At 57.6% G+C, this 17,057-nt stretch carries 19 protein-coding genes and 1 tRNA gene; 5 read left to right on the top strand and 15 right to left on the bottom strand.

All coding sequences use genetic code 11. The annotated features are described in order from the left end of the window. Positions 1–29 precede the first annotated feature (29 nt). Positions 30–272: a hypothetical protein gene (locus AC2TDJ_RS14030; RefSeq protein WP_480843070.1), complete on the top strand. Its 243-nt coding sequence runs from the start codon at positions 30–32 to the stop codon at positions 270–272. A gap of 3 nt (positions 273–275) precedes the next feature. On the opposite strand, the gene AC2TDJ_RS14025 is transcribed toward AC2TDJ_RS14030, so the two are convergent. The 8 genes from AC2TDJ_RS14025 to AC2TDJ_RS13990 form a co-directional block, all read right to left on the bottom strand. Beyond that, positions 276–1,352: a 2'-deoxycytidine 5'-triphosphate deaminase gene (locus AC2TDJ_RS14025; protein WP_480843069.1), complete on the bottom strand. Its 1,077-nt coding sequence runs from the start codon at positions 1,350–1,352 to the stop codon at positions 276–278. Positions 1,353–1,413: 61 nt separating this feature from the next. Next, a tRNA-Pro gene (locus tag AC2TDJ_RS14020) sits at positions 1,414–1,490 on the bottom strand. 61 nt (positions 1,491–1,551) lie between these two features. After that, a complete protein-coding gene (locus tag AC2TDJ_RS14015; RefSeq protein WP_480843068.1) occupies positions 1,552–2,193 on the bottom strand; it encodes a MerR family transcriptional regulator in 642 nt (213 codons plus the stop codon). A gap of 18 nt (positions 2,194–2,211) precedes the next feature. Then, a complete protein-coding gene (gene ihfA, locus AC2TDJ_RS14010) occupies positions 2,212–2,514 on the bottom strand; it encodes an integration host factor subunit alpha (RefSeq protein ID WP_008755922.1) in 303 nt (100 codons plus the stop codon). A 96-nt stretch (positions 2,515–2,610) separates the two neighbouring features. Then, positions 2,611–3,582: a beta-ketoacyl-ACP synthase III gene (locus tag AC2TDJ_RS14005; protein WP_480843067.1), complete on the bottom strand. Its 972-nt coding sequence runs from the start codon at positions 3,580–3,582 to the stop codon at positions 2,611–2,613. A gap of 23 nt (positions 3,583–3,605) precedes the next feature. Further along, the gene (gene plsX / locus AC2TDJ_RS14000; protein WP_480843066.1) at positions 3,606–4,691 is read right to left on the bottom strand and encodes a phosphate acyltransferase PlsX; all 1,086 of its coding nucleotides are present in this window, start codon (positions 4,689–4,691) and stop codon (positions 3,606–3,608) included. Positions 4,692–4,715: 24 nt separating this feature from the next. Next, on the bottom strand, positions 4,716–4,922 hold the full coding sequence (gene rpmF, locus AC2TDJ_RS13995) for a 50S ribosomal protein L32 (protein ID WP_008756996.1): 207 nt from the start codon (positions 4,920–4,922) through the stop codon (positions 4,716–4,718). Positions 4,923–5,128: 206 nt separating this feature from the next. After that, positions 5,129–5,665, bottom strand: a complete 537-nt coding sequence (locus AC2TDJ_RS13990; protein ID WP_480843065.1) for a YceD family protein — start codon at positions 5,663–5,665, stop codon at positions 5,129–5,131. Between the two features lie 84 nt (positions 5,666–5,749). On the opposite strand from AC2TDJ_RS13990, the gene AC2TDJ_RS13985 reads away from it, so the two are divergent. From AC2TDJ_RS13985 to AC2TDJ_RS13975, 3 genes are all read left to right on the top strand, one after another. Next, positions 5,750–6,223, top strand: a complete 474-nt coding sequence (locus AC2TDJ_RS13985; RefSeq protein WP_480843064.1) for an outer membrane protein assembly factor BamE — start codon at positions 5,750–5,752, stop codon at positions 6,221–6,223. 99 nt (positions 6,224–6,322) lie between these two features. Beyond that, positions 6,323–7,063: a GNAT family N-acetyltransferase gene (locus AC2TDJ_RS13980; protein WP_480843063.1), complete on the top strand. Its 741-nt coding sequence runs from the start codon at positions 6,323–6,325 to the stop codon at positions 7,061–7,063. 68 nt (positions 7,064–7,131) lie between these two features. After that, on the top strand, positions 7,132–8,940 hold the full coding sequence (locus AC2TDJ_RS13975) for an ABC-F family ATP-binding cassette domain-containing protein (protein WP_480843062.1): 1,809 nt from the start codon (positions 7,132–7,134) through the stop codon (positions 8,938–8,940). Between the two features lie 66 nt (positions 8,941–9,006). On the opposite strand, the gene AC2TDJ_RS13970 is transcribed toward AC2TDJ_RS13975, so the two are convergent. Then, positions 9,007–9,552 carry a sugar O-acetyltransferase gene (locus tag AC2TDJ_RS13970; RefSeq protein ID WP_480843061.1) on the bottom strand — a complete coding sequence of 182 codons (546 nt, stop codon included), beginning with the start codon at positions 9,550–9,552 and terminating at the stop codon, positions 9,007–9,009. Positions 9,553–9,561: 9 nt separating this feature from the next. Continuing rightward, complete coding sequence (locus AC2TDJ_RS13965; protein WP_480843060.1) at positions 9,562–10,317, bottom strand: 3-hydroxyacyl-CoA dehydrogenase; 756 nt, start codon at positions 10,315–10,317, stop codon at positions 9,562–9,564. Positions 10,318–10,542: 225 nt separating this feature from the next. Here AC2TDJ_RS13965 and AC2TDJ_RS13960 point away from each other — a divergent pair, with 225 nt between their 5' ends. After that, complete coding sequence (locus AC2TDJ_RS13960) at positions 10,543–11,373, top strand: hypothetical protein (RefSeq protein ID WP_480843059.1); 831 nt, start codon at positions 10,543–10,545, stop codon at positions 11,371–11,373. Between the two features lie 63 nt (positions 11,374–11,436). Here AC2TDJ_RS13960 and tyrS read toward each other — a convergent pair whose 3' ends face one another. From tyrS to AC2TDJ_RS13935, 5 genes are all read right to left on the bottom strand, one after another. Beyond that, the gene (gene tyrS, locus AC2TDJ_RS13955) at positions 11,437–12,726 is read right to left on the bottom strand and encodes a tyrosine--tRNA ligase (protein WP_480843058.1); all 1,290 of its coding nucleotides are present in this window, start codon (positions 12,724–12,726) and stop codon (positions 11,437–11,439) included. Positions 12,727–13,091: 365 nt separating this feature from the next. Continuing rightward, positions 13,092–14,012 (bottom strand): sulfotransferase family protein, encoded by a 921-nt coding sequence (locus AC2TDJ_RS13950; protein WP_480843057.1) that lies wholly within the window; start codon positions 14,010–14,012, stop codon positions 13,092–13,094. Between the two features lie 3 nt (positions 14,013–14,015). Continuing rightward, positions 14,016–14,255, bottom strand: coding sequence for an acyl carrier protein (locus AC2TDJ_RS13945; protein ID WP_480843056.1), 240 nt, complete (start codon positions 14,253–14,255; stop codon positions 14,016–14,018). A 20-nt stretch (positions 14,256–14,275) separates the two neighbouring features. Beyond that, a complete protein-coding gene (locus AC2TDJ_RS13940; RefSeq protein ID WP_480843055.1) occupies positions 14,276–15,856 on the bottom strand; it encodes an amino acid adenylation domain-containing protein in 1,581 nt (526 codons plus the stop codon). Further along, complete coding sequence (locus tag AC2TDJ_RS13935) at positions 15,853–17,040, bottom strand: MBOAT family O-acyltransferase (RefSeq protein WP_480843054.1); 1,188 nt, start codon at positions 17,038–17,040, stop codon at positions 15,853–15,855. The genes AC2TDJ_RS13940 and AC2TDJ_RS13935 overlap by 4 nt, the downstream gene beginning before the upstream one ends. Positions 17,041–17,057 lie beyond the last annotated feature (17 nt).

Raw genomic sequence — 17,057 nt, 5'->3', positions numbered from 1 at the left:
ATGCTGAGGCACAGGAAACGGAGAGAGCAATGAACGCCAATCGGATCATCGACATGATCGTGCGTCAGGTGATGCGCCGTCTTGTAACTCGTGGAGTCGACAAAGGGCTGGATATGGCGAGCCGTGTGGGCCGCAAACCGGATCAGCCGAACGAGGCTTCGCGCATCCCCAAAGCAGGAAGCCAGATGCAGGACAGCGCGCGCCGACAGGCGCAAGGGATGAAACAAGCGCAGCGGATGACCCGCCAGATGCGCCGATTCATGAAGTTCTGAAGCTTATAAAGTCTTGAAATGTTTGGACAGTTTCAAGCCTTGCCCCTGATAGTTCGAGGCGATTCCCGCACCGTATAGCTGCGTGGGCATCTCCGCCATCTTCTCATAAACCAGACGCCCGACGACCTGTCCGTGTTCCAGCACGAACGGTGCCTCGTGACACCTGACTTCAAGCACACCACGTGAGCCTGCCCCACCTGCGGCCGCATGGCCGAAACCGGGGTCGAAAAAGCCCGCGTAATGCACCCGAAATTCACCCACCATAGCCAGATAGGGGGCCATTTCCGCTGCATACATCGGTGGGATGTGCACCGCTTCGCGGCTGACCAGAATGTAGAACGCGCCCGGGTCCAGAATGATGCGCCCGTCGGTGGTGCGCACTTCCTCCCAATAGTCCTGCGGATCGTAGCCACCAATACGATCCAGGTCGATCACACCGGTATGCGGCTTGGCGCGGTACCCAACCAGATCGGTATCAGGCAGTTGCAGATCGACCGAAAAGCCCAACCCGTCCTGAATGACCGCAGGGCCATCGACCAGCGGCGAGTCGTTGTGCAGCGCCGTCAGTTCCGCGTCGCTGAGAACCGCCTGACCCCGGCGGAACCGGATCTGGTTCAGGCGCATTCCTGGGCGCACGAGAACCGAGAACGAGCGCGGGCAGATCTCGGCATAGAGCGGTCCGGTATAACCAGCGGGAACCCGGTCGAACTCGGTGCCTTCGTCTGTGATGGCGCGCGTCAGCAGGTCCAGCCGACCAGTTGAGCTTTTGGCATTGGCGACCGCGCTTGTTTCGGCTGGCAAGGCCAGCGATTCCATCAGCGGAACCAGATAGACGCAGCCTTTTTCCAGAACTGCTCCGTCGGTTATGTCGATGCGATGCATCTCGAATTCCGCCAGACGATCAGAAACGGTGCGGCCTTCACCCGCAAGGAATGAGGCGCGCACGCGGTAAGCCACTGTCCCTAAACGCAAATCAAGGCTGGCTGGTTGGATCTGTGCAGGAATGATTTCAGGATTGGCGGTGATTTCACCGCTTGCGATCATTGCCTCGATCTGTTGGTTCGGGCATACGCCTGTCATTCCGATCCCCTCTGGTGCCAGAGCGGGATCTGGCCTGTTTGCCACAAACGTCGGTGTGATTTGGTCGGGCTAGCAGGACTCGAACCTGCGACCTTCCGTCCCCCAGACGGACGCGCTACCAGGCTGCGCCATAGCCCGACGTTGGAGTGTTCATAAAGACTTTCCCGGCAGGGGCAAGAGGAAATCATCGCCTTTTTTCTTATCCCGCCGGTTGGGTTTCGACCCGATCAAGCCAGGCGCGCAGGTCTTTGGCTATGGGCGCGATCCGGCGCAGCACCTGGGGGTCGAAGTCCTCGACTTGCCAGGTCAAAGACGCGATCCCACCCAGCAATGGGGCCGTGTCCAGATCGTCCTGACCAGATGGCTCTGTCAAGGCAACCGGGGCTTGCGCCGGAGCATCCCGCCCATTGCTGGCCCCGGAGGGCGTTTGCAGATCAAGTCCGAACTGACGGTCTTCTGCCGGAGCAGGTTTGACGGTGAAAGGTACAACCGTATTTTCATCGGCAACTTCGGTTTGCGGAGCAGGGCTCTCAACCACCGGTGCAACCGTCTGCGCCGCCTCGTCATCCAGAGGCGGCGAAAGCGACGCAACGTGCGCCACACCTTTTTCGCGCAGAATGCGCTGGACACCTTTGATCGTCACGCCATCGTCGTGCAGCAGCTTTTTTATGCCGCCCAACAGGCGCATGTCGTTGGGACGGTAGTACCGGCGCCCACCAGCCCGTTTGACCGGCTTCACCTGACTGAATCGGCTTTCCCAGAATCGCAGCACATGGGCCTGAACACCCAGCCAATCCGCAACTTCACTGATTGTGCGAAAGGCGTCGGGGGACTTGCTCATTTCTGCGGGCCTCGGGTGTTACTTGCGGTTCCCAGCGGCGACGCGATCCTTCATCAGGTGCGACGGGCGGAAAGTCAAAACGCGGCGGGGCTGAATAGGCACTTCTTCACCGGTCTTGGGGTTGCGACCGATGCGGGCGGTTTTGTCCCGTACGCTGAATGTGCCGAAAGATGAGATTTTGACTTGTTCACCGCGCACCAGCGCGTCCGACATGTGGTTCAGAACGCTTTCGACCAGTTGCGCGCTTTCGTTGCGTGAAAGGCCAACCTCACGAAATACGGCCTCACTCAGATCCATTCGGGTCAGTGTTTTGTCGCCCATGCTTTTTCCCCTGTTGATAGCAAAGCATATGGCGATGGAAAATTCGCTGTCAATATCAATGAATTGCAGGCGGCTGTGTAAGCTGGATTGCGCCTGTTACCAACGCAGGGCCACGGCCCCCCAGGCCAGCCCGCCACCGATGGCCTCGGTCACGATCAGATCGCCTTGTTTGATCTGGCCGCGTTCTTTGCCTACGGACAAGGCCAACGGAATGGACGCGGCAGAGGTATTTCCGTGATCCTGCACCGTGACCACGACCTTTTCCATCGGCAGACCCATTTTCTTGGCCGTACCCTGTATGATGCGGATATTGGCCTGATGCGGGACGATCCAATCGACGTCGTCGCTGGCCACACCGGCACGCTCAAGTGCTGTTTCCGCAGTTTTTGCAAGCTTTTCAACGGCATGGCGGAATACTTGATTGCCTTGCATCCGCAAGTGTCCGGTGGACTGGGTCGAAACTCCTCCGTCCACGTACAGCAAATCCTTGTAGCGACCGTCGGAATGCAGGTCGGTTGCAAGGATGCCCCGATCCTGAGGAGAGCCATTCCCCTCTTGCTCTTCCAGTATCAGTGCGCCGGCGCCATCGCCGAACAGCACGCAGGTTGACCGATCGGTCCAATCCATGATTCGCGAGAACGTTTCGGCGCCGATGACCAGCACGCGTTTGGCCTGGCCGGACAGGATCAATGCGTTGGCGTTGCTGAGTGCAAAAACGAATCCGGCACACACCGCCTGCACGTCAAAGGCAAATCCGTTGGTCATTCCCAGCCGGGCCTGCACCATGGTCGCGGCCGACGGAAAGGTCAGATCTGCGGTCGAGGTCGCCAGAATAATCGCATCGATGTCATCCGCCGTCAGCCCGGCGTCGGCCAGCGCGGCCTCAGCGGCACGGGTCGCTAGATCCGACGTTGTCTCGTCATCGGCGGCGAAATGGCGACGTTCGATCCCGGATCGGGTGCGAATCCATTCGTCTGAAGTGTCTAGTGTCTTTTCAAAGTCGGCATTCGGTACGATGCGTCCCGGTAAATAATGCCCAACACCTACAACAACTGAGCGGCCTGCCATTCTGGGGTACTGCCTTTTTGTTATTATTCCGACTGCGACGCAGAATGCGCGGCATCTTGTTCAAGCTCGGCTGTGGATGCAACCCGTGCGGCCAACTTTTCCGAGAATCCGGATTCGGCCAGCGTGAAGGCCAGCTTGACGGCTGCCGACACGCCGGTGGCATCGGCGCCGCCATGAGATTTGATCACAGTGCCGTTCAATCCCAGAAAAACGCCGCCATTGACACGGCGCGGGTCAATCCGTTTCTTCAGACGATTCAGCGAGGTGATCGCCAGTACCGAAGCCAGCCGCGAAAGTGGCGAGTATTTAAATGCCTGACGCAACAGGTCACCGATCAGGCTTGCTGTGCCTTCGCCCGTCTTTATCGCAACGTTTCCGGTAAACCCATCCGTTACAATGACATCCGCCTTGTCGCCGGGGATGTCACTGCCTTCGACAAAGCCCACAAAATCGAAATTCGCACGCTCGGAAAAATCCGAGATCAACGCGTGCGCTTCCTTGAGTTCCGCGCGTCCCTTGTGTTCTTCGGTTCCCACATTCAGCAGGCCGATCCGAGGGCGCGTCTGCGCCATACCGTTGCGTGCGTACGAGGCACCCATAAGCGCATATTGCAACAAATCCTTGGCGTCGGCCCGCACATCTGCGCCCACATCCAGCATCACGTTGAACCCTTGCGGGTTGCGCGAAGGCCACAGAATCGCAATGGCAGGGCGGTTGACGCCGGGTAACTTCCGTAGGCGCATCATCGACAGAGCCATCAGCGCGCCGGTGTTGCCGCACGACACGGCGCCGTGGGCCTCGCCCTGGCGAACCGATTCCAGCGCCGACCACATCGAAGTCTGTTTGCCGTTGCGCACGACCTGGCTGGGTTTGTCCTCCATCGTGACTACATCCGGGCAATCACGAAAAACGACGCGCCCATCCAGGACGCGCCGTTTGGCAACCAGTTTTCGCAGCACACTTTCCTGACCGTGCAGGATAAACCCGATTTTCGGGTTCTTGTTCGCAGACTTTGCGATGCCTGATACGACGACCGCGGGACCCGAATCTCCGCCCATTGCGTCAACCGAGATCACTATCCGTCCGGTTTGCGAGGGCTGATCCGTCATACCTTTGCCTGCGCTCGATAAGGCTTAGGCTGCGTCTTCGTCCAGGTCGATTTCGTCGGCCTGTGCGACTACTTCACGGTCATCATAGTGGCCGCAGGATGCGCAAACGTGGTGCGGACGCTTCAGCTCGCCGCAGTTCGGGCATTCGTTCGGGTTTGCAGCAACCAGAGCGTCGTGTGCGCGGCGGTTGTTGCGACGCGACTTGGAAACTTTGTTCTGTTGGACAGCCATGGTCTCAACCTTTGTCTAATAAGGGTCAGCAGATACACCGCCGACCGGGTTTCATTCTTCGTTTATCACGTGGTTCGACGCGCGTTTAGGGGACCAGCCCCACGATGTCCAACCCAAATTCCGATGAGCGCGCGAAAATACTGCGATTCTCGACATGTTCAAGCGATTTTTCTGAGGGCCTGCTATGACAGGAAAACAGACCTGTGTCACTCGTCTTTTTTCAGTGCGTCGCGCAATTCCGCCAACCCGGCAAAGGGTTTCGCGTCTTCGTCGGTCATCGCCTGTTTGCCGGGTTCGGTAAAGCCGGTTTGCCCGATTTCGGCATCTTCCTTGCGCGGGTATTGGGGCAGGGCAAGCGACAAAGCCTCGGCCATAACCTGCGATGGGTCGATCTCGGGGCCCAGAGGTTCGGTCTCATCATCTTCCGGCATTTCGCTTTCGGGTTCGTCCGTCTCTTCCCATTCGGCCAGATAAACGCGGCGCACCGGGGTCTCGATCCGCGTTGTGACGGGTTCCAAAGTGATCACGCAGGGTTGAACAACGGTCGCACCCAACTTTCCAGTCAGCACCCAATCGCGTTTGCCCTGTGCTTGCACCGAGCCGACAAAGGACAGCTTGCGCAGACCCAGCAGGCCAAGCTCCTGTTTGAGCGTCTCCAGCGCCTTTGCGCTGGGGCGCAGATCGAAGGGCGTCGGGGCGTTTTGCTGCAGGTCCGCGACGCGCAGCGGTTTCGGTCCGGTCATTCGAGACCCTTTCCTGTGTTGAACCAAGGCAACGGTTTCTGTAATCGGATAGAAGCCGCAAGGTGCCAAGGCAAGAGGGTGTGAATGTTGAAGGTGACAAACAAGATGCAACCAGTGTTTAAATCACTGGCTTTTGGTGCCCTTCTGGCCGCAATGGCCTGTACACCTGTCTATAAGAATCACGGCTACGTGCCGACGCCCGAGGACTTGGCTGAGGTCAAAGTGGGTGTCGACACCCGCGATACAGTGCTTGAAACTCTGGGAGCTCCGAGTTCTTCCGGCGTGTTGCGGGACTCCGGTTACTATTACGTAGCCAAGCGCATTCGCTATCGTGGCCCCAAACGGCCCGAGATCGTCTCGCGCGAGCTGGTCGCAGTCAGCTTTGACCAGCGGGGCGTTGTCCGAAATATCGAACGATTCGGGCTTGAGGACGGATACGTGATCGTTCTGGATCGACGGGTCACCGATTCAAACATTCAGGACAAGAGCTTCCTGCGGCAATTGCTTGGCAATATCGGCCAGTTCAACCCGGCCAACATACCGGGGGTCAACAACTGATTTCGTGACTCCACTTGATGTTGTCACGGGATGGTCACACATCCTGTGTTAGGGGACGAACAGCAATAACAAAGGTCAGCAACCGTGGAGGATGCGACCATGGCCAGAGCAGTTTTGTTGACCAAAGGCCGTTATCGGGCTCGTATCGCGCACTGCAACGAGGATGTTGCTGTGGCGCAGGCCCTGCGAACCCTGGCCTTCGGAACCGGCCAGATCGACCGAGACGACTATGATGGGTATTGCACGCATATCCTGATCGAGGACATGCGGGCCAGCGGCCGACTCGTGTGCTGCTTTCGAATGCTGATGATGCAAAACGGGTCAGAGGTCGGAAACAGCTACTCGGCACAGTTCTACGACCTTTCGGGACTGAGGGGCTTTCAGGGGCCCATGGTGGAGATGGGGCGATTCTGCATTCATCCCGAGTGGACCGATCCGGACATCCTGCGTGTCGCCTGGGGTGCGATGACCTCGTTCGTGGATCAGAACGGGGTTGAAATGCTGTTTGGTTGTTCCTCTTTCGCCGGGACCGAAACGGCTGAGTATCTGGACGCGTTTGCGATGCTCAAACACCGGTATCTCGCACCAAAACGTTGGTTGCCCCGGGTCAAGGCTCCTGACGTCTTTCGCTTTGCCGCGCGATTGCGGCGCAGACCGGATGCAAAAAAGGCGATGCTGCGGATGCCGCCATTGTTGCGCACTTATCTGACCATGGGCGGCTGGGTCAGCGATCATGCGGTCGTGGACCGGCATATGAACACGCTGCACGTTTTCACCGGGCTTGAGATCGGCGCGATTCCTCCGGCTCGCAAACGTTTGTTGCGGGCAGTGGCCGGGTAATTTGAGAATTTGGGAAAAGGTGAAGACGGAACGTTGACGCCTTGTGCCAGCCGGTTTAGCTGGCGGTCATGGCGAGAATTCCTTTGTTGCAGATGTCCGGCATTTCCCTGACCTTCGGGGGCGATCCTGTGTTGTCCGAGCTTGATCTGGTGGTTCAGCCCGGTGATCGTGTGGCGCTGGTGGGGCGCAACGGGTCGGGAAAATCCACTTTGATGAAGGTGATGGCGGGCCTGGTCGAGGCTGACCGGGGTGATATCGTGATCCCACCGGGTAAATCCGTTGGGTACATGGAGCAGGATCCGGCGATGCAGGGATTTGCCACCCTTGGCGACTATGCTTCCAGCGGGTTGGAGCCGGGCGAGCTGTACAAGGTGGAGCGTGCCGGAGAGGGGTTGAAGTTCGACCCCTCGCGCCCGGTTGAAACCGCCTCGGGTGGCGAGCGGCGGCGCGCGGCGCTGGCCAAACTGATGGCCGAGGCCCCCGATCTGATGCTGTTGGATGAACCGACCAACCATCTGGATATCGAGGCGATCGCCTGGCTGGAACGTGAGCTTGGCGCCACACGGGCAGCCTTTGTTCTGATTTCTCACGACCGGGCCTTTCTGCGTGCGTTGACGCGGGCGACCCTCTGGATCGACCGGGGTGTTGCGCGACGGCAGGAGCAGGGGTTTGAGGCCTTTGAGACCTGGCGCGACAAAGTCTGGGAAGAAGAAGACCAACAACGCCACAAGTTGAACCGTCTGATCAAGTCCGAGGCGCGGTGGGCGGTCGAAGGCATCAGTGCGCGGCGTAAACGCAATCAGGGGCGCGTCCGGGCCCTGCAAGCGCTGCGCGCCGAGCGTGCGGCTCAGATTAAACGTCAGGGTTCAGCCGCGATGTCACTGGAATCCGGGCCAAAATCCGGGCGCAAGGTGATCGAGGCGAAGGGACTCGCAAAAGGGTTTGGTGACAAACAGATCGTTCGGAGCTTTGACCTTCTGGTGCAGCGCGGTGACCGGGTGGCCTTTGTCGGGCCTAACGGTGTGGGCAAAACCACGTTGCTGAAGATGCTGTTGGGGCAGGAAGCGCCGGATCACGGAAGCGTCACCCTGGGGACCAATCTTGAGATTGCCGTGTTCGATCAGACGCGCGCGCAACTGGACCCGGAGATGAGCCTTTGGGACAGTCTGACCGGCGACCCCGAGATGCGGGTTTCGGGCAAGTCGGATCAGGTTATGGTGCGCGGAAATCCCAAGCATGTAGTGGGATACCTCAAGGAATTCCTGTTTGACGATGCACAGGCAAGAGCGGCAGTTAAGTCCTTGTCTGGCGGAGAAAAAGCGCGGTTGCTGCTGGCCAAGCTGATGGCGAAACAGTCGAACCTTCTGGTGCTGGACGAACCGACCAATGATCTCGACGTTGAGACCCTGGATCTGTTGCAGGAGTTGCTGGACGATTATGACGGCACGGTACTGCTGGTGAGTCACGACCGGGATTTTCTCGACCGCGTCGCAACCACGACCATCGCGATGGAAGGCAACGGACGGGCGACCGTCTACGCCGGGGGTTGGTCTGACTACATCGCGCAGCGCGGCGATGTGACCGAATATAAGAGCGAAAAAACAAAGCCTTCGAAGCCGAAGGTCAAGCAAGAAGCAAAGCCGAAACAGGGATTGTCGTTTTCGGAAAAGCACCGGTTGGAGAAACTACCGGCAGAGATCGCACAACTTGAGGCCGAGATCGCCAAGCTGGAAGAGTTGATGTCGGACCCGGACCTGTTCACGCGAGAGCCTGTCAAGTTTCAGAAAGCGACCGAGGCGTTGGTAGAGCGGCAGGAAAAGCTGGCCGCATCTGAAGACGAATGGCTGATGCTTGAGGAAAAGGCCGAGAGCCGTTAGGTCCAAGTTGTGCGCCTAATCATGCGGATTTCTTTTTGTTTTGACCAAGTGCAATGAAACGTGGTTTTACATAAGGATACGTGCCGGGTTCCCACCGACCGTTTTGCCCTTGGCCACGTCCTTGGTGACTACGCTGCCGGCTCCGACTATCGCTTCGTCGCCAACCGTCACTCCGGGTAGGATGATGGAGCCACCGCCAACCCAGACGTTTCTGCCGATCGTGACGGGCCGGGCGATTTCCAGACCTCGGGCGCGCTCGGCAGGGTCTTTTGCGTGTTGCGCGCAATAGATTTGAGCGTTTGGGCCGAACATGGTGTCGTCCCCGATTTGAACCCGCGCAGTGTCCAGAATGGCGCAACCGGCGTTGAAATAGACCCGCTTGCCCAGGTGAATGTTCACACCATAGGCGCAATGAAAAGGCGCCTCGAGAAAGCAACCCTTCCCGGCGTTAGCAAAAAGGTCCCGTAAGGCGGGTGCCATTGCGCCGCGTGTATCGGGATCGCAGGAGTTGTGCGCATGAACGGCACGACGCGCTTTGGCGCGCAACGCTTCTAGTTCAAGGTCCAGGCAGCAATACCAAGCTCCTGCTTGCATCTTTTCCCGTTCGGTCATGCGACATGCCTAGCGCATGCGCAGCGCGCCGTCGATGCGGATGACCTCTCCGTTCAGGTAACCCAATTCGACGATGAAACCGGCGAGCCGGCCGTATTCTCGCGGGTCACCCAGTCGCGCGGGGTTGGGAACGTCTGAGGCCAGTTGTTGCTGTACCTCTTCCGGTAACCCCGCCAGCATTGGGGTCATGAAGATACCCGGCGCGATGGTCATCACGCGGATGCCGGTCGACGCCAGATCGCGTGCCATGGGCAGCGTCATGCCCACAACCCCCCCTTTGGACGCGGCATAGGCGGCTTGTCCCTTTTGTCCGTCAAACGCTGCAATGGAGGCTGTGTTGATGATCACACCGCGGGCACCATCAGGTTCCGGAGCATTCTTGGCCATCTCGGCCGAGGCCAGCCGGGACACATTAAATGTGCCGACCAGATTGATATCGATGGTGCGCTGAAAGGCGTCCAGAGGGTGGGGGCCGTCCTTGCCCACTGTCTTGATCCCGTAAGCAATGCCTGCACAGTTCACTACGGCAGTGATCCGGCCCATCTTTTCCATCGCCAGCGAAATGGCCGCAGCGACCGAGTCCTCGTCCGTCACGTCCGTTTGTGCAAAGTGCCCGCCAATCTCACCTGCAACCTGTTCACCGCGTTCGGTATCACGGTCCAGGATCGTGACTTGTGCGCCTTGCTCAGCGAAGTATCGCGCTGTGGCCTCGCCCAGACCAGAGGCACCTCCGGTGATGATGGCTGCGGTGGTGGACAGGTGCATGGTGGTCTCCTTCCGGGATTTGAACACTTGTTCATTTATCGTGCTGATCCGCCTGTGTCTACCGATATGACGGGGCAATGCATCGCAATTGACGGATTTACGGGGCCAAGAAGGGTTTTCTGAACATATCCTCAGCAGTTCTTTATCTGCCCTTCACGCAAGTTCGCCACTTCGTGATCGAAGAACCTGACGCACCTTGGTGTTTTTGTGCAAGGAGGTAACGATATGCGAAAGTTAAAGAGTAAGACCATGGGCGCGATTGCGGCCGCCCCGTTCGTGGGAATTCTGATTGTAGGGGCAGCTGAGGCCGCACCTGAAACATGCAACGGCAGCACGGCACGCAACCTTGCCAATGCAGGCGACTACGCAGCGCTATGTGATTGCGCGCAGGTGACCCCAAGCTTTCTGGAGCGCCTTCAAAGGCGCGCGGATTTCGAAACGACCCTTCGCGTGACCGGCGCGCAGTGCCCCGGGCTTGCCGCACTTTTGACGGATCTGCCAACGGCGTCGATCGGGAGCGCCGGCGATGCCAACCGCGGTGAAGATCGCAGCTCTGATCTGGCTCAGGATGGGGATTCTTCTGCCCCGGGCGGCGGATCGCCCGGCGGTGGCGGAAATGAAAGCCCCAATGACGGTATCGGTAACGACGATCCCGGCGATGGCGGCAATGACAGTCCCGGCGATGGTGGGGACGACGGCCCCGGTGATGGTGGCGATGACGGGCCCGGTGATGGTGGTAACGACGGTCCCAGCGATGGTGGTGATGACGGTCCGGGTGACGGTGGCGATGACGGTCCGGGTGACGGTGGCGATGACGGCCCTGGTGATGGTGGCGATGACGGCCCCGGGAAGGGACCCGGCAAAGGTGGCGACGGGCCAGGCAAAGGCGGCCACGGAGGCGGCAAAGGCGGCGATGGTCCGGGTAAAGGCGGCGGGAAGGGCAACAACGGCCACGGAAACGGACCGGAAGGCGAAAGCCCCGGACGTGGCAATAACGCCAACGACGATGAAAGTGGTGATAAACCGGGTCGTGGTGGCGGCAAAAACAACCGGTGATGCGAAAATGAAAAAGGCCACCTCTGCGTTGGTGGCCTTTGACTTTTTATTGGCTTGTTGAGGTCAGCCGATTTGGACCAGTGCGTGGCGTTTCTTACCTGCACTCAGCTTTGTCGGTTTCTTCAATTCCGAAACTGAAACAAATGGGAAATCGCTTGTTACAGCGACGTCATTAACAAGAGCGCCCTTTTCCGAAATCAGGCGTTTCGCGTCTTTCCCGGACTTGCTCAGCTTGGCTTCGACGAACAATGCAGCCGCAGCACAGTACATCTCACCGTCATCTTTTCCCAGCTCAATTCCCGGCAACACTTTCAAAGCGTTGGCGTCGAGTACGAACGAGGGCAGATCGCCGCCCACGCCGCCCTTTTCAAACACTTCGCGGGCGGTCGCTTCGGCCTTGGCGGCGGCCTCAGCGCCGTGAAGCAGACCTGTAACTTCATTGGCGAGGCGGATCTTTGCCTCGTTGATCTCGGAGCCCTGCAGAGCTGCCAGACGGTCGCATTCATCGACTGGCAACTCGGTGAAGATTTTCAGGAACCGGCCCACGTCAGCGTCGGTGGTGTTGCGCCAGAACTGCCAAAACTCGTAAGACGACAGCATATCGCCGTTCAGCCACACCGCACCGCCCTGCGATTTACCCATCTTGCGCCCATCGCTGGTGGTCAGCAGAGGTGTGGTCAAGCCATAGATCTCGTGATCCAGTACGCGGCGGGTCAGGTCGACCCCGTTGACGATGTTGCCCCACTGGTCCGAGCCGCCCATCTGCAAAACGCAGTTATAGCGGCGGTTCAGCTCGAGGAAGTCATAGGCCTGCAGGATCATGTAGTTGAACTCGAGAAAGCTCAGCGACTGTTCGCGGTCCAGCCGCGATTTAACGGACTCAAATGACAGCATCCGGTTGACCGAGAAATGTCGCCCGATATCGCGCAGGAAATCGAGGTAGTTCAGGCTGTCCAGCCATTCGGCATTGTTCAGCATAAGTGCGCCGGTTTCGCTGTCGTCATAGGACAGGTACTTGGCGAAGACCTGCTTCATGCCCGCGATATTGGCCTCGATTTGTTCGGGGCCCAGCAGGGGGCGTTCGTCCGAGCGGAATGAGGGATCGCCCACCTTGGTCGTGCCGCCACCCATCAGGGTGATCGGTTTGTGGCCGCATTTTTGCAACCAGCGCAGGACCATGATGTTCATCAGGTGTCCGACGTGCAGCGACTGCGCGGTGGCGTCATACCCGATATAGGCAGTTTGCACCCCACTGATCAGCGCGTCGTCAAGGCCCTGATAATCGGTGCAGTCGGCGAGAAAGCCGCGCTCGATCATCGTGGCGATGAATTCCGATTTGGGGTGGTAGTTCATAACGCTTAACAGGCCTTATGCTTTGGCCCTCTCAGTAAGGGCAGGTGTGAGTTTAGGGTCGGTAAATGTCAAACTGACCCGCTTGTCTGCACGCAAATCAGAAGTGCCGTGAGACATGGTTTTCTAATTCCCTATGTCCTCGGGAATGTCCAGTCACTAGCCATTGGGAATTCAAATATGTTGTGTACAGGTTTGATGCCTGAAAATCGGTCGAGCATTATCCAGCGCTTATCCTTAAAACAACGGAAATGCCGCATATGCCATCCGGGGATTCATTCTGTACCGAATGCCCGGCTGTGCAAAGGTACGCCCGGTTCAATCCACCTTCGTGAGCCAGCCCTATCTGGGAAAGGACAGGATTGGAACTAAGGCTTCTCGCCTTCCGATCGCATCGACTGCAAAAGCAGCCCGGTTACGTATCTTTCCCGCGCACGGTCCTGATCAAACGCAGCCGTAACTTGCACTTCGTCATATCCGTTGCGGCTTAAGGCAGGGTTAACAATTGGTGCGAGCATGCTGATCGCATCCGGCGCCAGCTTCTTCCAACGCGCGACGCTATCGTTCTGAACAGAGCTTTTCGAGAACGTTTTCCAATCGCTGAAACCCTTTGGATCACGCTCCTGCAAGGCAGTTTTCAGCATTCCCTCTTCGAAGTCTTCACCCAGGTTTTTCAGAACCGCCGCTAGAACGGTCTCCGGATCCGCCACCAAATCTTCGTAGCGAATGACCTGAGTGTTATTCGGGTGCCGCGCGGCGAAATCGCAAATGGCATCGGTACTATCCCGCCAGGCCAAGGCAAAAGCCTCAAGAAGCCGCGGAGTGCGTTTGACGTAGTCGTGAATCTCATCGGGCACGGACTGAGCCTTGTACGCCCAATCGAGCATGGAACACGCGACGTCCAGCCCATGCCGCACAACGCAGATGAATTGCGCGTGATCTGCGCAGAGGCGTTCGATTTCACGAACGTGGAAGGCGTCAACGGCAGTCTTTTCGACCCAACGGGGCTTTCCTTCCTTTGCTGCATGCTCGCTGTGGAAATCAAAGGCAAATTTTCTAAGCCGTGCGATCACTTCGTCATCGGAAAACCCCAGGAAACCAAGCCCGTTCAGAACCCCAACGTTTATTCCGCCCACAACAGGGGCTTCCTTCAGAAAACGGGCACAGGCGGACAGCAAATAGGTCTCGCCCGGTGCCGAGATGTTTGAATGCCCACCCAGCAGTCGCCGCAAAAGCGTCGATCCCGAACGCGGGCAACTCAGAACAATTATCCCCTGCGTCTCTGTCATCGGTTATCCTCGGTCTTCGACAAACGCGACAATCCTGTCCACTGTGTCCAAGTTGTCGAGGGTAATGTCTGAGGGTTTCATACGCTTCCCCAGATCCTGTTCGATGAAGGACACCAAATCTATCATGGCGAAGGAGTCGATCAAACCATTGCTGAACAGTGGGGTATCTCCGCCAATCTCGGACGAGGTTACACAATGTACGCTGGTCAGGTATTCAATGACTGAGCCTTTTGTTATTGCCATCTACTCCTCCGAATTCACACTCACAACAGTCCAGTCAACACCCGACGATCTATCTTCCCATTGGTATTATTTGGGAATTCCGGAACGGCGATCAACTTTTTTGGCAGCATATATTCGGGAAGCTGCTGCGCGATGGACGCTCGGGTCGCACGCTCGTCAAATGAGGTGCACTCGAGAAACGCGACAAGCCCCTGTGGCTGCCCATCCCTAAGTGGCCAGCCCAGTACAACGGATCGTGCGGCACCGCTGGCTTTTCGAACAATTGCCTCGATTTCTCCCAACTCGACCCGGAAACCGCGGATCTTTACCTGGTAATCCCGTCGTCCAACATACTGGATTGGTTCACTTTCGGTTGAAGGGCGCAACACCAAGTCGCCGGTGCGATAGTAGCGCTCGCCAGTTTCAGGGTGGGCCACGAATGCTCCTGCCGTCAATTCAGGATCGCGCCAATACCCCATCGCAACCTGCGGGCCACACATCATCAGTTCGCCTTCCGCGCCGGGCGCGACCTCGGTAAAATGCGGACCGGCCACAAGCGCCGCCATTCCATCAAAGGGCATGCCTATTGGAACGATGTCGCCATGGTCCGCTTGATCGTCAAATTCATACCACGTGCAGGCAAGCGTGACTTCGGTCGGCCCGTAGATGTTATGCAAAGGCGCGTTTGGAGTGGCAGCACACCACGCACGCGCGGTTTCGGACAATAGCGCCTCGCCACAAAAGAGGCTCACCCGGATAGCTGGAAAGCGCCCCGGCTCAAGCTGTCTTAATCGGTCCATGAGAGTTGCCAGCGACGGTACCGAGAACCAGACGGTGATCCGGTCACGCGTGATGTAATCGACCGGCAAGGCACGATCTTCTTCTGACGGCACACACAGGCAACCGCCAACTTTCCATGTCATGAACATGTCGAAAATCGACAGATCGAAACTGAGGTCGAACATATGCGAGAAGCGATCACTGGCAGAGAGGTTCAGGCGTTGTTCTGCAACCGACAGGAAATGAGCAACATTGGCATGGGAAACCGCAACACCCTTTGGTGAGCCTGTGCTGCCGGATGTATAAAGGATGTAGGCCGGATCGACCACTGACGGTGCAGGCGATTGCCGCGGCGGCATGTCAGTCGGGATGCCGAGTACCGTATGGTCCGGATAGAGTTCGTCCAAGTCGGAAACGTCATAGCGGTCGGCAAAAATCAGCGTCAGCCCCTTGAAGCCCTGAATGACTTCACCGATCAAAGCTTCGCGGTCGCTGTCGATGATGACGGTTGCACAGCCGGAATGACCAAGCATGAAATTTAGCCGCTGCGCCGGCATCTTCGGATTGAGAGGGACATAGCCATTCCCTGCTATGAGGGCACCCAGTATACCGGCATAGGCCGTAATGCTGTGGGTTGCCAAAATGGCGGTCAAACGGCTGTCGCCGGTTACAGTGCTTTCGCATGCGTGGGCAATACGTATGGCTCGGTCCAAAAGGTCGCCATAGCTGACCTCGGTCCCCGCTATCGAAAGCGCCGGGGCATCCGGTGACGCCTTGGCGGAGCGAAGGAAACCGTTTCCCAACCATTCGTCATTTGCGGTATCGACGAGCGCTCTGTTCATAGTCTGATACCGAATAAAGCCATGAAAACGCGCAATGAATCTCTCCAATCCCCACCCATTGAAGAGAATGCGTAGCTTCCAGTTACGAACGCAAAGGTAAACAGGATACCCTGATATCTCAAAGGGCTCTGCGATAGTCTGCGCCACCATAAAAACCGACGCGCTGTTCGTGCCCAGGTCATGTAGAGGGAAACGCCAGTCGCGTGGTAAAGGCCCCACATAAGCCATCCGGCAGTAGCGCCATGCCACAACCCCATGACGGTAAATGTGGCGAATACCGCGGCATAGGGTGTTCGCGTCCGAGCCAGCACAGGAAGGTAAATGTAGCTTTGGCACCATCCGGCAAGCGTCATGTGCCAACGACGCCAGAAATCCTGGATATTAACGGCCAGGATCGGCCAGTTGAAGTTTTCCATGATACGGAACCCAAACAGCCGCGACGCACCGATGGCTATGTCGGTATAGGCGCTGAAATCCAAATAGGCATACAGATATGTTATTCCCAGAAAGATCCAGATCTGCGCCGCACTGTAGCTGTCAAAGTGTGTGAGTAACCGTTCGCTGCTTGGCGGCATGATGCCGCCATACAGGAAAGGGTTCAGAAACTGCGCCAACAGAAAAATCTTGATGATGCCATGTATGATACGGGTGAGACCTTCGATGGCAAACTGCCGGTCCCAGGTCTCGGACGTGTTTGCGATGAAATGGTCAAATCTCTGAATCGGACCCGCCGTAAATATCGGGAAAAGAAAGATGTAGCAGAAAAACCGGGACAGCGATCTGTCTGTGATATTGCCGCGCGCGACTTCTACCGCGTAATGGATCAGCTTGAACGAGAAATAACTGATCCCCAGTGGGACGGCGATTGCTAACCCCGGTGTGGCGTCCCCCAGAAGCTGGACCAGAGCGGGGAGGTACTTGTACCAGAAAAGATAGCAGAGAATGGCACCAACAAGAGCCAAAAGAGTGAGGTGTCCGCGCCTGTTATCTGCGATGGCCTGTGGCGCGAAATAGAAAAAGAACAAAACCCACCCGATCAAAACCGTCGACCCGACCGGTTCCAGCCACGCCAGATAGAGGTACGACGCCGACGCCAGGAACGCGAAACGAAATCGCTGTGGCAAGTTCCAATACACCAGTACCGTTGTCGCCAGAACCAACCAGAATATGGGACTTTGGATCATCTAAATGCCACGTGCAG

Source organism: Ruegeria sp. HKCCD6647-2 (assembly GCF_057221075.1).
This window is presented reverse-complemented; position numbering and strand designations above follow the sequence as displayed.

Coding starts and splice junctions, on each gene's coding strand:
- AC2TDJ_RS14030 (WP_480843070.1), top strand. CDS start 30: ATGAACGCCAATCGGATCATCGACATGATCGTGCGTCAGGTGATGCGC.
- AC2TDJ_RS14005 (WP_480843067.1), bottom strand. CDS start 3,582: ATGGCAGGCCGCTCAGTTGTTGTAGGTGTTGGGCATTATTTACCGGGA.
- AC2TDJ_RS13975 (WP_480843062.1), top strand. CDS start 7,132: ATGGCGAGAATTCCTTTGTTGCAGATGTCCGGCATTTCCCTGACCTTC.
- tyrS (WP_480843058.1), bottom strand. CDS start 12,726: ATGAACTACCACCCCAAATCGGAATTCATCGCCACGATGATCGAGCGC.
- AC2TDJ_RS14015 (WP_480843068.1), bottom strand. CDS start 2,193: ATGAGCAAGTCCCCCGACGCCTTTCGCACAATCAGTGAAGTTGCGGAT.
- AC2TDJ_RS13935 (WP_480843054.1), bottom strand. CDS start 17,040: ATGATCCAAAGTCCCATATTCTGGTTGGTTCTGGCGACAACGGTACTG.
- rpmF (WP_008756996.1), bottom strand. CDS start 4,922: ATGGCTGTCCAACAGAACAAAGTTTCCAAGTCGCGTCGCAACAACCGC.
- plsX (WP_480843066.1), bottom strand. CDS start 4,691: ATGACGGATCAGCCCTCGCAAACCGGACGGATAGTGATCTCGGTTGAC.
- AC2TDJ_RS13945 (WP_480843056.1), bottom strand. CDS start 14,255: ATGGCAATAACAAAAGGCTCAGTCATTGAATACCTGACCAGCGTACAT.
- AC2TDJ_RS13970 (WP_480843061.1), bottom strand. CDS start 9,552: ATGACCGAACGGGAAAAGATGCAAGCAGGAGCTTGGTATTGCTGCCTG.
- AC2TDJ_RS14025 (WP_480843069.1), bottom strand. CDS start 1,352: ATGACAGGCGTATGCCCGAACCAACAGATCGAGGCAATGATCGCAAGC.
- AC2TDJ_RS13990 (WP_480843065.1), bottom strand. CDS start 5,665: ATGACCGGACCGAAACCGCTGCGCGTCGCGGACCTGCAGCAAAACGCC.
- AC2TDJ_RS13965 (WP_480843060.1), bottom strand. CDS start 10,317: ATGCACCTGTCCACCACCGCAGCCATCATCACCGGAGGTGCCTCTGGT.
- AC2TDJ_RS13985 (WP_480843064.1), top strand. CDS start 5,750: ATGTTGAAGGTGACAAACAAGATGCAACCAGTGTTTAAATCACTGGCT.
- AC2TDJ_RS13980 (WP_480843063.1), top strand. CDS start 6,323: ATGGCCAGAGCAGTTTTGTTGACCAAAGGCCGTTATCGGGCTCGTATC.
- AC2TDJ_RS13950 (WP_480843057.1), bottom strand. CDS start 14,012: ATGACAGAGACGCAGGGGATAATTGTTCTGAGTTGCCCGCGTTCGGGA.
- AC2TDJ_RS13940 (WP_480843055.1), bottom strand. CDS start 15,856: ATGAACAGAGCGCTCGTCGATACCGCAAATGACGAATGGTTGGGAAAC.
- AC2TDJ_RS13960 (WP_480843059.1), top strand. CDS start 10,543: ATGCGAAAGTTAAAGAGTAAGACCATGGGCGCGATTGCGGCCGCCCCG.
- ihfA (WP_008755922.1), bottom strand. CDS start 2,514: ATGGGCGACAAAACACTGACCCGAATGGATCTGAGTGAGGCCGTATTT.